This is a genomic window from Streptosporangium sp. NPDC005286 (genome assembly GCF_040607515.1).
Taxonomy (GTDB): Bacteria; Actinomycetota; Actinomycetes; order Streptosporangiales; family Streptosporangiaceae; genus Streptosporangium.
In genome coordinates, this window is sequence record NZ_JBEXGU010000026.1 from 20,752 (window position 1) to 34,293 (window position 13,542).

A 13,542-nucleotide genomic window follows, 5' to 3' on the forward strand; every position below is an offset into this window, starting at 1 on the left:
AACTCATTTGGTTAGCCTTGCCTACGTGAGCTACGACACACACCCCTAATCTACCCGTCATCGCCACGAAGCCTCCATCCCGCACGGCGCCGGACACGCGAACGCGCCCCGGCGCGGGCCGGGGCGCGTCGCGGCGGACTTGCCGGTCAGTGTCCCCTGGCCAGCCATTCCTCCAGGTGACCGGCCTCCTCGCCGATCGAGGTGGAGTCGCCGTGGCCGGTGTACACGGTCGTCTCCGGCGGCAGGGTCAGCAGCCTCCCCTTGATCGACTCGATGATCGTGTCGAAGGAGGAGAAGGACCTCCCGGTCGCGCCGGGACCACCGTGGAACAGGGTGTCGCCGCTGAAGAGCGCGCCGATCTCCGCCCCGTACAGGCAGACCGCGCCCGGAGCGTGACCCGGCGTGTGCAGCACGGTCAGATCCACACCTCCGGCCGAGATCACCTGACCGTCCTTCAGCGGGGTGTACGGCAGGTCGGCGTAGACCATCTCCCACAGCACCTGGTCGGCCGGGTGGAGCAGGATCGGCGCGCCCACCCGCGTGGCGAGGTCGGCCGCCGCGTCGATGTGGTCGTTGTGCGCGTGGGTGCAGACGATGGCCTTCACCTCGCGGTCACCGACCCGCTCGGCGATCGCGGCGGCGTCGTGCGCGGCGTCGATGACGACCACCTCGTCGGCCGAACCGACGATCCAGACGTTGTTGTCGACCTCCCACGTCCCGCCGTCCAGCGAGAAGGTGCCGGAGGTGACCACCTTGTCGATCACAGGACCACCACCGAGCGCAGCACCTCGCCGCGGTGCATCTTCGCGAATGCGTCCTCGACGTCGCCGAGGCCGATCGTCTCGGAGACGAAGCGGTCGAGGTCGAGCCGCCCCTGCAGGTAGAGATCGATGAGCATGGGGAAGTCGCGGCTGGGCAGGCAATCGCCGTACCAGGAGGACTTCAGCGCGCCGCCGCGGCCGAAGACGTCGAGCAGCGGCAGCTCCAGCGTCATCTCCGGGGTCGGCACCCCGACCAGGACCACGGTCCCGGCCAGGTCACGGGCGTAGAAAGCCTGCTTGTAGGTCTCCGGGCGGCCGACCGCCTCGATGACCACGTCCGCGCCGTTGCCGCCGGTGAGCTCCCTGACCGACTCGACCATGTCCGAGGTGCGGGAGTTGACCGTGTGGGTGGCGCCGAACTCCTTGGCCCACTCCAGCTTGCGGTCGTCCACGTCCACCGCGATGATCTTCGAGGCGCCCGCCAGCCTGGCGCCGAGGATGGCCGCGTCACCGACGCCGCCGCACCCGATGACCGCCACGCTGTCGCCGCGGGTCACCCCGCCGGTGTTGATCGCGGCGCCCAGGCCCGCCATCACGCCGCAGCCGAGCAGCCCGGCCACCTGCGCCGGCGCGGACGCGTCGACCTTGGTGCACTGCCCGGCCGCGACCAGGGTCTTCTCGATGAAGGCGCCGATGCCCAGGGCGGGGCTGAGCGGCGTGCCGTCCTCCAGGGTCATCTTCTGGGTGGCGTTGTGCGTGTTGAAGCAGTACCAGGGACGGCCGCGCAGGCACGCCCGGCAGTTGCCGCAGACGGCCCGCCAGTTCAGGATCACGAAGTCACCGGGCGCCACCTCCGTGACGCCCGCGCCGACGGCCTCGACCACTCCGGCGGCCTCGTGACCGAGCAGGAACGGGAATTCGTCGTTGATGCCGCCCTCGCGATAGTGCAGGTCCGTGTGACAGACACCACAGGCCTGCACCGTCACCACGGCCTCGCCCGGCCCCGGATCGGGCACGATAACGGTCTCCAGCGAGACGGGCTCGCCCTTTCCACGCGCGACCACGCCTTGGACGGTGTACGGCATGTCCTGCACCTCATCTGTTGCGAAACTCACCGAGCCCCACGGGACTCGCTTACCGGTTGGACGGCCTTGGAGAAGCCCCCGCCTCAATCATTACCAGCCCGGCGCAGCACGTACGGCTGCACCACCCCCAGACCCCGGGCAGGCCGCCGCCGGATGCGGCCGACCTCGACGCCCGGCGCGCCCTCCAGCGCCTCGGCCAGCTCGCTGTCGACGACGATGGTGCCGGGGCGGGCGATGGCCGTGAGCCTGGCGGCCAGGTTGACCGTGGTCCCGAAGACATCGCCCATGATCGGCAGCACCGGGCCGTACGCCAGCCCGATCCGCGCGTCGAGCCCGTACCGCTGGATGACGCCGACCAGGTCCAGAGCGATCATGGCCGCAGTCCGCGGGTCGGCCGCCGTGAAGAGCACCTCGTCACCGAGTGTCTTGACCAGCCGCCCCCCGTGCTCGGCGACCACGTCGGAGGCCCGTGCCTCGAAGCCCTCGACCAGCTCGGCCAGGCCCCGCTCGTCCAGCTCGCGGGCGACCCGGGTGAAGGCGACCAGGTCGGCGAAGCCCACCGCGAGGGTGAGCCGGGTCGGCACGATCTCGTCGGTGATGTCGGCGATCGCCAGCAGGCGGGTCCCCGCGGCGGCGAGCTGAGCTCGCCAGACGTGGATCAGGACCTGCTCGAAGTCGGGGAGCAGCCGGCGCGCGGTCTCCATGACCCCCGCCAGGTCCTCGTCGGTGGGACGCCGGCCGGGGTCGAGCATGGCACCGATCATGATCTCGGCCTGCCACTGCGCGAGCCTGGCCGTCGTCTGGCCGAGCGCCCTGGCCATCCGGATGACGGTCCGGTCGTCCAGCAGGCCGCTCTCCATCATCATCCGGACCCGCTTGAGCACCGTCACGTCCGCGTCGGTGAAGGCCACCTCGTCATCGGGGAGCGTGGCGAACCCCAGCGCGCGCCAGATCCGCTCGGTGAGCTCCTGCGGGAGCTCGGCGAGGCTCGCCACCTGGATCCGGGTGTAGCTGGGAGAGGTGCCGACGAACAGGTGCTCGATCTGCTCGGCCGTGGGACGTCCCGCGAAGATCTCCTCCTCTCCGCCCGCGCCTTCCCCCCGGCCCAGGGGGTTACGCCCCACCGGTCACCGCCCGCCGTGTTCCGATGGCTCCCCGTCGATCGCGTCGTCGAGCGCGCGGAACACCTCGGCCCGCACATCCTGGATCCGCGGGATGTCCCGCAGCGTGATCCGGCCATGGTCGCCCGCCGACTCGACGACGAGCGTGCCGCAGCCGAGGACCCTCTCCATCAGGGTCTGGTCGGCGCTGACCGTGTTGACCTTCGCCATCGGGATGTCGTCTATGGATTTGTTCAGCACCCCCGTACTGATGGTGAACCGGTGCGAGGTGAGCACGTACGAGGTGTTCTTCCACCTCAGGTACGGCACGAACGACCACACGGTCAGCAGACCGATGGCGACCACGGCCACCGCGATGCGCGCGTAGGAGTCGTATTCGAAGGCGGGCATGAAGAAAATGGCGGCACCGGACCCCGCGATGATCAGAATCAACGCGAGGAACGGGCCGATGAGGCGCTTCCAGTGCGGGTGGAACGACCGGATTCGCCGCTCCCCCTCCGTCATGTGGTGATCGGGTAGACCCATGGGGCAAATCGTGGCACGCCTGCATGCCCCACGTCATGAGCTGTGCGGACGAACATGCACGACGTCTCCCGCGCTGAGCGCGTGTTCCTGCCCCTTGGAGCTGACGAGCAGGTGGCCGGCGCCGTCGATACCGGTGGCCGTGCCGGTGAGCACCCGCTCGCCCGGCAGCTCCACCCGGACCTCCTGGCCGACCGTGGCGCTGATCGCGAGATAGGCGGCCCGCAGGCCGCACGCCTCGGCGTCGCCGTCCGCCTCCGACCACTCCCGGTAGTGGAGCTCGATCTCCCGCAGCGCCGCCCGCAGGATCGGGTCGCGGTCGACGCAGGCGGCCTTCTCGATGGCCAGCGAGGTGGCGGTCTCCACCGGCAGTTCCTCGGCGCGCACGCTCACGTTGAGCCCGACGCCCACGATCACCGCGTTGTCGATCCGCTCGGCGAGCACCCCGGCGACCTTGCGCCCGCCGATCAGCAGGTCGTTGGGCCACTTGAGCCGGACGTCGACCTCGGCGACCTTCCGCACGGCCGACGCGACCGCGAGGGCGACGAGCAGGGACAGCCAGCTCTGCCTGTCCGGGGGCGGGTCGGGGCGCAGGAGCACCGAGAAGGTCAGGCCGGAGCGCGGCGGAACACTCCAGGCCCTGCCGAGCCTGCCGCGCCCGGCGAACTGGGCCTCCGCGACGACGACGGCTCCCTGCCGCGCACCGTCGCGGACGGCCTGCGCGAGGTCGGCGTTGGTCGATCCGGTCCTGGCGACGACGGCGATGTCGGACCAGAGGCCGCCGGGACGGACCAGCGCGCGGGTGAGCGCCGCCTGGGAGAGCGGCGGACGGTCGAGATCAGTGAAGGGCGAGTCGAGCACTTAGCCATCTTGCCTCCCCTAACGACCCCCTGTTACCGAATTAGGGCAATGACCAGGGAATACTATTAACGAAGTCTGGGTGCGCAGGCGAAGCCCAGCTTTCCGAACGGGGATGAAACCGTTCGGACGGCAGCGAAAAGAGAAAATGACCGCATGAGCAGAGACCTTGACCCGCGGGACGGCATCGAGGTGGAGGCCGTGCGGAGGCCGGGGCCCACCACGCGGGCACGGGTCGGGCAGATGCGCTCGGGGACGCTCCACGAGCGCCGGGACGACCTGGCCACCGAGGAGCCGCTGGAGATCCGGATCCAGGCGGGCGAGGAGCGCCGCACCGTCGCGATCACCATGCGCACCCCGGGGCACGACTTCGAACTGGCCGCCGGGTTCCTGTACGGCGAGGGCGTCGCGGCACCCGCCGACGTGGCGTCCATCGCCTACTGCGCGGACGACGACGTGCCGCCCGAGGCCCGCTACAACACGGTGACCGTGCGGCTGCGCGGCGACGCCCTGCCCGATCTGCCGTCGCTCGACCGGCATTTCATGACGTCGAGCGCGTGCGGCGTCTGCGGCACCGCCAGCCTCGACGCCCTGCGTGGCCGCTGCTCACCGCTGCCCGCCGCCGATGACCCGCTGCGCGTCTCCCCCGAGGTCCTGTACGGCCTTCCTGGCCGGCTGAGGCAGGCCCAGGGGGTCTTCGGCAAGACCGGGGGGCTGCACGCGGCCGGGCTGTTCACCGCGGAAGGCGAGCCGCTCGCGGTCCGCGAGGACGTGGGGCGGCACAACGCGGTGGACAAGCTGGTCGGCTGGGCCATGATGACCGGGAGGCTGCCGCTGGGCGGGCACGTGCTCATGGTCAGCGGGCGGACCAGCTACGAGATCATGCAGAAGGCCCTCACCGCGGGCCTGCCCGTCGTCTGCGCGGTCTCCGCGCCCTCCTCCCTGGCCGTCGACCTGGCCAGGGAGTTCGGCATGACGCTGGTCGGCTTCCTGCGCGAGGAGCGCTTCAACCTCTACGCGGGGGCGCACCGCGTCGGCCGGTGAGCGCCGCCCGCCGACCCGGTGCGGGGCCCGCGGGCGGTGGCGAGAAGATCAGCCCGTGTTCTGCAGACCGGCGGCGACGCCGTTGACCGAGAGCAGCAGCAGCGTGGACAGGCGCTCGCGCTCCTCCTCCGACAGCCCCTCGTCCGCGCGGAGCGTGGACAGGGCGCGGAGCTGCAGGTGGGAGAGCGCGTCGACGTACGGGTCGCGGAGCTGCACCGCGCGGGACAGCACCTTGCGGTCCTCCAGCAGGCGGGTGTGGCCGGTGATCTCCAGGACCAGGCGGCGGGTCAGGTCGTACTCGGCCAGGACCTGCTCGACGAAGTCGTCCCTGGCGCCGAGTGCGAGGTAGCGGGCGGCGATGTCGCGGTCGGTCTTGGCCAGCGACATCTCCACGTTGTCCAGCAGCGAGGCGAACAGCGGCCACTCCCGGTAGGCGGCGCGCAGCTCGTCCAGGCCCGCCTCGGAGATGACCGCCTCCAGGCCGCTGCCCAGGCCGTACCAGCCGGGCAGGTTGACCCTGGTCTGAGCCCAGGCGAAGACCCACGGGATGGCCCGCAGGTCGTCCAGGGACCGGGGCGCGCCGAGGCCGCGCCGGGCCGGACGGGAGCCCAGGCGGAGCGAGCCGATCTCCTCCAGCGGGCTGACCAGGGAGAACCACTCGGGGAAGCCGGGCGCCTCGGTCAGCAGCCGGTACGCCTTCTCCGAGGCGGAGGCGACCTGCTCGGCCACCGCCCGGAAGCGTCCCGCGGCCTCGGCCGTGCGCGCCTCGATGGACGGGGTGGAGGCGAGCAGCACCGCGGAGGTGACCTGCTCCATGTGACGGCGGGCGATGGCGTCGTGGCCGTAGCGGGCGAAGATGACCTCGCCCTGCTCGGTGACCTTGAACCTGCCGCCCACCGACCCCGGGGCCTGCGCGAGCACCGCCCGGTTGGCGGGACCGCCGCCCCGGCCCAGGGCGCCGCCCCGGCCGTGGAAGAGCGTCAGCGGCACGTCGTGCTCGGCCGACCAGGCGGCCAGCGCCTCCTGGGCCTCGTACAGCTTCAGCGTCGCCGCGGCCGGGCCGAGTTCCTTGGCGGAGTCGGAGTAGCCGAGCATGACCTCCAGGCGCCGGTCGTCTGCCAGCCTGGCCTGGACCTCGGGGATCTCCAGCATCCCCGACAGCACGCTGGGGGCGGCCGCCAGGTCGGCGCCCGACTCGAAGAGCGGGACCACGTCGAGCCGGGGGGCCCGCTCGCCCAGCGCGTGCGCGGCCAGCGCGTGCACGGCGGCGATGTCGTCGGCCGAGCGGGTGAAGGAGACGACGTAGCGGGAGCAGGCACTCACCCCGAACCGCTCCTGGATCCAGGCGATCGTACGGATCGTGGCCAGGACCTCCTCGGTCCGCTCGGAGACGCGCCCGGCGGCGATCTCCTCCAGTGCGGCGGCGTGGACCTGCGAGTGCTGGCGGACCTCCAGCTCGGCCAGGTGGAAACCGAACGTCTCCACCTGCCAGATGAGGTGCTGCAGCTCCCCGTACGCCTGCCTCCTCGCTCCGGCCGCGACCAGCGACTCCTGGGTGATCCGCAGATCGCCCAGGAGCTCCTCGGGCGAGCGGTAGGCCAGGTCGAGACCGCGCTGCCTGGTGGCCGCGATGCGGGCGGCGACGAACATCAGCCACTGCCGGTGCGGCTCCTGCGGGGAGCGGGTGGCCATCTCCGAGACCAGGTCGGGGTGGTCGTTCACCGCGGCGGACAGCGCGGCCCGCAGCTCGGGCGAGGCGGGGGCGTAGCCGGCGGCGAGGGTCAGCGAGCGGCCGATCCGGCCGGCGGCGGTCTCCAGGGCGATCAGCACGTGCTCGGCCTGGATGAGCACGGCGTCCCTGGTCACCTTGGCCGTGACGTTCGGGTTGCCGTCGCGGTCGCCGCCGATCCAGCTGCCGTACCTGATGAAGGCGCGGGCCCGGGGCTTCTCGGTGCCGCCGCCCCCGCCGAGCGCGGCGTCCAGGGCGCGGTAGACCTGCGGGACCACCCGGAAGAGGGTCTCGTCGAAGGCCGCCATGGCGGTGCGGACCTCGTCTCGCGGGTCGAGCTTGGTGGATCTGAGCTGGGCGGTCCGCCAGAGCAGGTCGATCTCCTCCAGCAGCCGCCGGCGGGTCTCCGCCCGCTCGGCGGCACCCCGCTCGGGGCTGTTGTACAGGGCGAGCTGGCCGCTGATGCGCTGGATCGCGGTGACCACGGCGCGCCTGCGGGCCTCGGTGGGGTGCGCGGTCAGCACCGGGTGCAGGCGCAACTCCTCGACCAGGCCGGCGACCTTCTCGCCACCGAGTTCCTGGACCGCCTGGGCCAGGGACTCCGGCAGCGGCTCCTCGCCGGTGTCGCGGACCCTGAGCGTGCGGATTCTGAAGTGCTCCTCGGCCAGGTTCGCCAGGTGGAAGTAGCACGTGAACGCGCGGGCGATCTGTACCGCGCGATCGACGGGCCACTCGGCCACCATCGCGGTGATCTCGTCGACCGACACCTGCCTGCGGCGGGCACCGATGACTGCCTTGCGCAGCCGTTCGACGTCGGCGAGCAGGTCATCGCCACCATGCTCGGCGATGACCTGCCCCAGAAGCTCGCCGAGCAGTCGCACGTCCGCGCGCAGCTCGTCGGGCATCTCGGTGACAGCGGAGGAACGCTCTACCTGATGAGACACGGTGGCTGGCATGTTCGTCAGCGTACCCAGTCCGTTTTCTCCGGCGGAGACCGGTCTCACCCATTGGACTAGACCATTCAGGCGGCCTTGGAGATCGCCTGCAGCAGCGCTGGATACCTGGCGAAAGCGGCTTTACCCGCGATTCTCCGGCCGCCGGCGGAGAGCAGCAGTCCGTACGGCACCGCCAGCGCGGCGACCCAGGTGAGGCCGAACAGCACCGGCAGCACGATCGGCAGCACGAGCAGGCCGGTGCCGATCAGCGCGCCGAACGAGGCGACGAAGGCGATGCCGCCCTGCCCCGGAGCCGCACCCGTGAAGGCGTTCAGGCGTTCGGGCACGGTGTAGGGCATCTGCACGCTGGTCAGCGCGCCCACCCCGAGCCCGACCCCGAGGACGCCCCAGGCGGTCAGGGTGGCCGGGACCGCCCAGCCGACGTCTCCGGCCAGCAGGGCCGCGACCAGGGAGAGCACCAGCAGCACCGGCACGCCGATCGTCGCCACGGCCAGGTGCCGCCCCGCGATGTCGGTGCGCCAGTCGCGGTCGGTGCCGTAGGCGACGGCGTTCATCCACAGCGAGCGGCCGTCGATGCCGAAGGCGTTGCACCACTGCATGCTGATCAGCGCCGCGCCGATGCAGGCGGGAGCGACCGCCAGGGCGACCCCGGTCGGACCGCCCTGGCCGTTCAGCGAGAAGGCCATGATGCCCGCGACCGCGACGGCGGCGAACCAGCCGACCCTGCCCCGCGGATCACGGCGGGCGTACCTGAACTCCTTGCCCACGACCGCCGCGAGCGGGCCGTCGGGCAGGACCCTGGCCAGCAGGCCCCGGGAGTTGCGCACCGAGGAGCTCTGGGTGGAGGCGTCAGGGGAGACCAGGGCGCGGCGCAGCGCCGCGATCCACAGCCACCCCACCCCGGTGACCAGGGCGGCGAGCACGACGATCGCCAGAAGGGCCGCCGCTCCTCCGTCGGCGACGGCGTGCGCCGCCATACCTGACGGGGTCCAGCGCAGCACCGAGGCGGTACCGCGCAGCATCGCCCCCGGGTCGGCCGACAGACCGCCGTTGAGCAGCAGGTTGGGCAGCTGTGCCGCCAGCACGACGAAGATCACCGAGACGGCCAGCACGTCGCGGCCCCTGCGGGTGCGCAGCACGCCGGAGAGCGCCGTGGTGACCAGCCGGGAGAGGACGACGCAGAGCGCGAAGTGGAGCAGCACCGCCACCGTGCCCAGGAGCACCCCGCCGGCCCCCGTGGCCAGTCCGGCCACGGCCCCGATCATGACGACCAGCGTGGCGGCCGGCCAGACGCCGGTGATCGAGGCGGCGAACATGCCGGTGGCGAGCTGGCCGGTCCGCAGCGGGAAGAGCGCCAGCCGCGACGGGTCGAGCGTGTCGTCCAGCCCGAACGCGAGCAGCGGCACGACCGCCCAGCCCACCAGGAAGGCGGCGAACAGCACGGTGACGACGTCGCCTGCGACCTCGGCGGACGCGAGACGCAGCGTGGTCATGGCGAAAAAGCCCAGGGCGGCGAAGACGATCGCGGCGATCACCGTGAAGACGAACCCCAGCAGGTGCTGGACGCTGCCGCGCAGGTTGCCGGCGACGAGCCGGAGCTTGAGTCGTACGAACACCGAGGGCCCCACCCGCACGGTCCCGGGCACCGCCCGCTGCCGGTTCGGCGCGCTCATGCCGGGGTCGCGCCCAGCCATGACAGGCCCTCCTGCCCGCTCGCACCGTCACCCCGGGCGCCGACCAGCCCCAGGAACGCCTCGTTGAGGCTGCGGCCCGCCCTGACCTCGTCCAGCGGCCCCTGGGCGACGATCAGCCCGCCGTCCATCACCGAGACCCAGTCGCACAGGCGCTCGACGAGCTCCATGACGTGGCTGGAGAAGACGACGGTCGAGCCGGAGTCGGTGTAGCGCCTGAGCACCTCGACGAGCGTGTTGGCGCTGACCGGGTCGACGCCCTCGAACGGCTCGTCGAGAAAGAGCACACCGGGGTTGTGCAGCAGCGCGGCGGCCAGGCCGATCTTCTTGCGCATACCCGTCGAGTAGTCGACGACGAGTTTGTCCGCCGACTCGGTCAGGCCCATGACCTTCAGCAGCCCCTCCGCCCGCTGCTCCACCTCGGCCCTGGGGATGCCTCGGAGCTGGCCGTTGTAGGACAGCAACTCCCTGCCGGAGAGCCGCTCGAACAGGCGCAGCCCCTCGGGGAGCACACCGATGCGGCTCTTGACCGCGACCTGGTCGCGCCAGACGTCGACACCACCGATGTGGATCGAACCCCCGTCGGGACGCAGCAGGCCGGTGACCATGCTGAGCGTGGTGGTCTTTCCCGCCCCGTTGGGACCGACCAGCCCGGCGAAACTGCCGGCGGGCACCACGAGGTCGACGCCTCCCACGGCCACCTGCTGCCCGAATCTCTTGAACAGCCCCTGCGTTCGCACCGCCTCGATGGCGTCCGGCATGTTCCCCCCTTCCGGGATCACGGCTCCGGCGATCAGCCGACTCATCCGGAAAACGAACGGTCGCCCCCGATAGTTCGCACTGTCAGAGGGCGGTTTACCCTGCTGGCATGAGCGAGCCCTTGAGCGCCGAGACCACGGCCGCCGAACCCGATATCCGTACGACGGCCGGGAAACTGGCCGATCTGGAACGCCGTCTGGACGAGGCCGCCCACGCGGGTTCCGCGCGCGCCATCGAGAAACAGCATGCGAAGGGCAAGATGACCGCCAGGGAGCGGGTCCTCGCCTTCCTGGACGAGGGCAGCTTCGTGGAGTTCGACGAACTCGCCAGGCACCGGTCCACGAGCTTCGGCATGGAGCGCGAGCGTCCGTACGGCGACGGGGTCGTGACCGGATACGGCACCGTCGACGACCGCCCCGTGGCGGTGTTCTCCCAGGACTTCACGGTCTTCGGCGGTTCTCTGGGCGAGGTCTTCGGAGAGAAGATCGTCAAGGTCATGGACCACGCGCTGAAGACCGGCTGCCCGGTGATCGGCATCAACGACTCCGGCGGGGCGCGCATCCAGGAGGGCGTCGTCTCGCTGGGCCTGTACGCCGAGATCTTCAAGCGGAACGTCCACTCCTCGGGAGTGATCCCGCAGATCTCGCTGATCATGGGCCCGTGCGCGGGCGGCGCCGTCTACTCGCCGGCCCTCACCGACTTCGTGCTGATGGTGTCGGAGAAGTCGCACATGTTCATCACCGGCCCCGACGTGATCAAGACGGTCACCGGCGAGGAGGTGACGTTCGAGGAGCTCGGCGGCGCGCACACGCACAACTCCCGCTCGGGTGTCGCCCACTACGAGGCCTCCGACGAGGCCGACTGCCTGGAGTTCGCCAGGGCGCTGCTCTCCTACCTGCCGTCCAACAACATGGACGAGACCCCGGTGTTCGACACCGAGGTGGTGCTGGAGACCACCGACTCCGATCGGGAGCTCGACACGCTGGTCCCCGACTCGGCGAACCAGCCCTACGACATGCACACGGTTCTCGAACACGTCCTGGACGACGGCGAATTCCTTGAGGTGCACGCGCAGTTCGCGCCGAACATCCTGGTGGGTTTCGGCCGGGTCGAAGGGCGCTCCGTGGGGATCGTCGCCAACCAGCCGATGAGTTTCGCGGGCACGCTGGACATCGCGGCCTCGGAGAAGGCCGCGAGATTCGTACGTACATGCGATGCCTTTAACATTCCGGTACTGACATTTGTCGATGTCCCCGGATTCCTTCCCGGCACCGACCAGGAATGGAACGGGATCATCCGCCGCGGCGCCAAGTTGCTCTACGCCTACGCCGAGGCGACGGTGCCGCTGGTCACGGTCATCACCCGCAAGGCGTACGGTGGAGCCTACGACGTCATGGGTTCCAAGCACCTGGGCGCCGACATCAACCTGGCCTGGCCGACCGCGCAGATCGCGGTGATGGGAGCGCAGGGCGCGGTCAACGTCCTCTACCGGCGCGAGCTCGCCTCGGCCGCCGATCCGGACGCCCAGCGGGCCCGGTTCATCGCTGAATACGAGGACACGCTCGCCAACCCGTATCTCGCGGCCGAACGTGGGTATGTGGACGCGGTGATCCGCCCCTCCGACACCCGAGTCCAGATCATCAAGGCGCTCAGGACCCTGCGCAACAAGCGCGCGACCCTGCCGCCGAAGAAGCATGGGAACATCCCGCTGTGAGACACCTGAAGATCATTAAAGGGGATGCGACCCCCGAGGAGATCGCCGCGGTGGTGATCGCTATCTCTGCGCACACCGCGGCCGCGACTTCGGGCCCGAAAGCCCTGCAGACGCCAAAATCCTGGAGCAATCACTCACATGGCATGCGAAAACATCTTCCTACCGGACAAGGTGCGTGGAGATCGAGCGCACTGCCGAGATAGATCCTCAGAACGGGGTGTCAACTTGCACGAGAGTTGGGACCATCTAAGAAATGGGCGCATATAGTCAGCCGATCAGCTAATTACGAGGCCTGGAGGACGACATGACCATCCTGGACCTCACGTCACACCCCATCGCCGCGAAGTACGCCGTCCTGGTCGACGTCGGGTACCTGTACGCCGCGGCGGGAGAGGTGCTTCTGAGTGCCAAGGAGCGCAAGGAGTACCGGGTCGCGGCGGACGAACTGATCCAGGCGTTGCAGAAGCACGCGGAGGAGCGAATCCACGGCGAGCTGCTGAGGATCTACTGGTACGACGCCGCCCGCGACCGGGTGCCGACCGTCGACCAGCGGGTCATCGCGCAGCTCCCCTGGGTCAAGGTCCGCCTGGGCAACCTCAACGCGAGGGGCCAGCAGAAGGGCGTGGACGCGCAGATCAGGAGCGACCTGGAGGCGCTGGCCAGGCACCACGCGGTGAGCGACACCATACTGCTGGCCGGGGACGAGGACATGGTCCCCGCCGTCGAGGCCGCCCAGGCCTACGGGGTGCGGATCCACCTGTGGGGGGTGGAGCCGCCGTACGGCACCAACCAGGCCGAGCGCCTGGTCTGGGAGTCCGACACCGTCGAGATCATCAGTGCCGACTTCCTGCGCTCCTTCTTCAGCCGGGCCCCCGCGCCGGTCCCGGTGCCGGCCGCCCCGAGCGCCCCCTCCCCCGCCCAGGTCTTCGCCGGGCGCACCGCCGCCGCCACCGCCACCGCCAAGCCCAAGGCCCCCGCGGGCCAGGTCACCAAGCTGGGCCCGAGCCGCCCGCGCGTCGAGGAGGTCGGTGAGCACGTGGCCCAGAAGTGGATCCTCACCCGCGGCCGCGACAACATCCGCGACCTGCTCCCGGGGCCGATCCTGCCCACGGTCATCGACACCGAGCTGCTCATCGAGGCGGAGAAGGAGCTGGGCCACTCCCTCCGCCCCTACCCCGAGGCACGCGTCTGGCTACGCGACGGATTCTGGGCCCGCGTCTATCGGGAGTTCGAGATCGGGGTCGGCGTCTCCTCCAAGTGACGCGCCCGCGAGGCACGCCTCAGCGGATCACCGTCCTCCCC

The 13,542-nt window shown here is 70.7% G+C and carries 12 protein-coding genes; 4 read left to right on the plus strand and 8 right to left on the minus strand.

Features of this window, described 5'->3' with window-relative positions:
• Positions 1-146: 146 nt before the first annotated feature.
• The 5 genes from ABZU75_RS12730 to ABZU75_RS12750 form a co-directional block, all read right to left on the minus strand.
• Positions 147-764: an MBL fold metallo-hydrolase gene (locus ABZU75_RS12730; RefSeq protein ID WP_355552890.1), complete on the minus strand. Its 618-nt coding sequence runs from the start codon at positions 762-764 to the stop codon at positions 147-149.
• Positions 761-1,846 carry an S-(hydroxymethyl)mycothiol dehydrogenase gene (locus tag ABZU75_RS12735; RefSeq protein WP_350911864.1) on the minus strand — a complete coding sequence of 362 codons (1,086 nt, stop codon included), beginning with the start codon at positions 1,844-1,846 and terminating at the stop codon, positions 761-763. The genes ABZU75_RS12730 and ABZU75_RS12735 overlap by 4 nt, the downstream gene beginning before the upstream one ends.
• Positions 1,847-1,929: 83 nt before the next feature.
• On the minus strand, positions 1,930-2,970 hold the full coding sequence (locus ABZU75_RS12740; protein WP_355552893.1) for an adenylate/guanylate cyclase domain-containing protein: 1,041 nt from the start codon (positions 2,968-2,970) through the stop codon (positions 1,930-1,932).
• A gap of 3 nt (positions 2,971-2,973) precedes the next feature.
• A complete protein-coding gene (locus tag ABZU75_RS12745) occupies positions 2,974-3,492 on the minus strand; it encodes a PH domain-containing protein (protein WP_355552896.1) in 519 nt (172 codons plus the stop codon).
• 33 nt (positions 3,493-3,525) lie between these two features.
• The gene (locus tag ABZU75_RS12750; RefSeq protein ID WP_355552899.1) at positions 3,526-4,350 is read right to left on the minus strand and encodes a biotin--[acetyl-CoA-carboxylase] ligase; all 825 of its coding nucleotides are present in this window, start codon (positions 4,348-4,350) and stop codon (positions 3,526-3,528) included.
• 153 nt (positions 4,351-4,503) lie between these two features.
• Between ABZU75_RS12750 and fdhD the strand changes: the two genes are divergently transcribed.
• Complete coding sequence (fdhD, locus tag ABZU75_RS12755) at positions 4,504-5,391, plus strand: formate dehydrogenase accessory sulfurtransferase FdhD (RefSeq protein WP_350951695.1); 888 nt, start codon at positions 4,504-4,506, stop codon at positions 5,389-5,391.
• A 48-nt stretch (positions 5,392-5,439) separates the two neighbouring features.
• Here the strand turns inward: fdhD and ABZU75_RS12760 are convergent, their stop codons facing one another.
• The 3 genes from ABZU75_RS12760 to ABZU75_RS12770 all read right to left on the minus strand — a co-directional run bounded on the left by ABZU75_RS12760 (position 5,440) and on the right by ABZU75_RS12770 (position 10,528).
• Positions 5,440-8,076 (minus strand): phosphoenolpyruvate carboxylase, encoded by a 2,637-nt coding sequence (locus ABZU75_RS12760; protein WP_355552903.1) that lies wholly within the window; start codon positions 8,074-8,076, stop codon positions 5,440-5,442.
• A gap of 65 nt (positions 8,077-8,141) precedes the next feature.
• On the minus strand, positions 8,142-9,770 hold the full coding sequence (locus ABZU75_RS12765) for a hypothetical protein (RefSeq protein WP_355552906.1): 1,629 nt from the start codon (positions 9,768-9,770) through the stop codon (positions 8,142-8,144).
• Positions 9,746-10,528, minus strand: a complete 783-nt coding sequence (locus ABZU75_RS12770) for an ABC transporter ATP-binding protein (protein ID WP_355552909.1) — start codon at positions 10,526-10,528, stop codon at positions 9,746-9,748. The genes ABZU75_RS12765 and ABZU75_RS12770 overlap by 25 nt, the downstream gene beginning before the upstream one ends.
• 107 nt (positions 10,529-10,635) lie before the next feature.
• Here ABZU75_RS12770 and ABZU75_RS12775 point away from each other — a divergent pair, with 107 nt between their 5' ends.
• The 3 genes from ABZU75_RS12775 (at position 10,636) to ABZU75_RS12785 (ending at position 13,501) form a co-directional block, all read left to right on the plus strand.
• Complete coding sequence (locus ABZU75_RS12775) at positions 10,636-12,240, plus strand: acyl-CoA carboxylase subunit beta (RefSeq protein ID WP_355552912.1); 1,605 nt, start codon at positions 10,636-10,638, stop codon at positions 12,238-12,240.
• The gene (locus ABZU75_RS12780; protein ID WP_350911848.1) at positions 12,237-12,443 is read left to right on the plus strand and encodes an acyl-CoA carboxylase subunit epsilon; all 207 of its coding nucleotides are present in this window, start codon (positions 12,237-12,239) and stop codon (positions 12,441-12,443) included. Before ABZU75_RS12775 ends, ABZU75_RS12780 begins: the two co-directional genes overlap by 4 nt.
• Before the next feature lie 101 nt (positions 12,444-12,544).
• The gene (locus tag ABZU75_RS12785) at positions 12,545-13,501 is read left to right on the plus strand and encodes an NYN domain-containing protein (protein WP_350911846.1); all 957 of its coding nucleotides are present in this window, start codon (positions 12,545-12,547) and stop codon (positions 13,499-13,501) included.
• Positions 13,502-13,542: the final 41 nt, after the last annotated feature.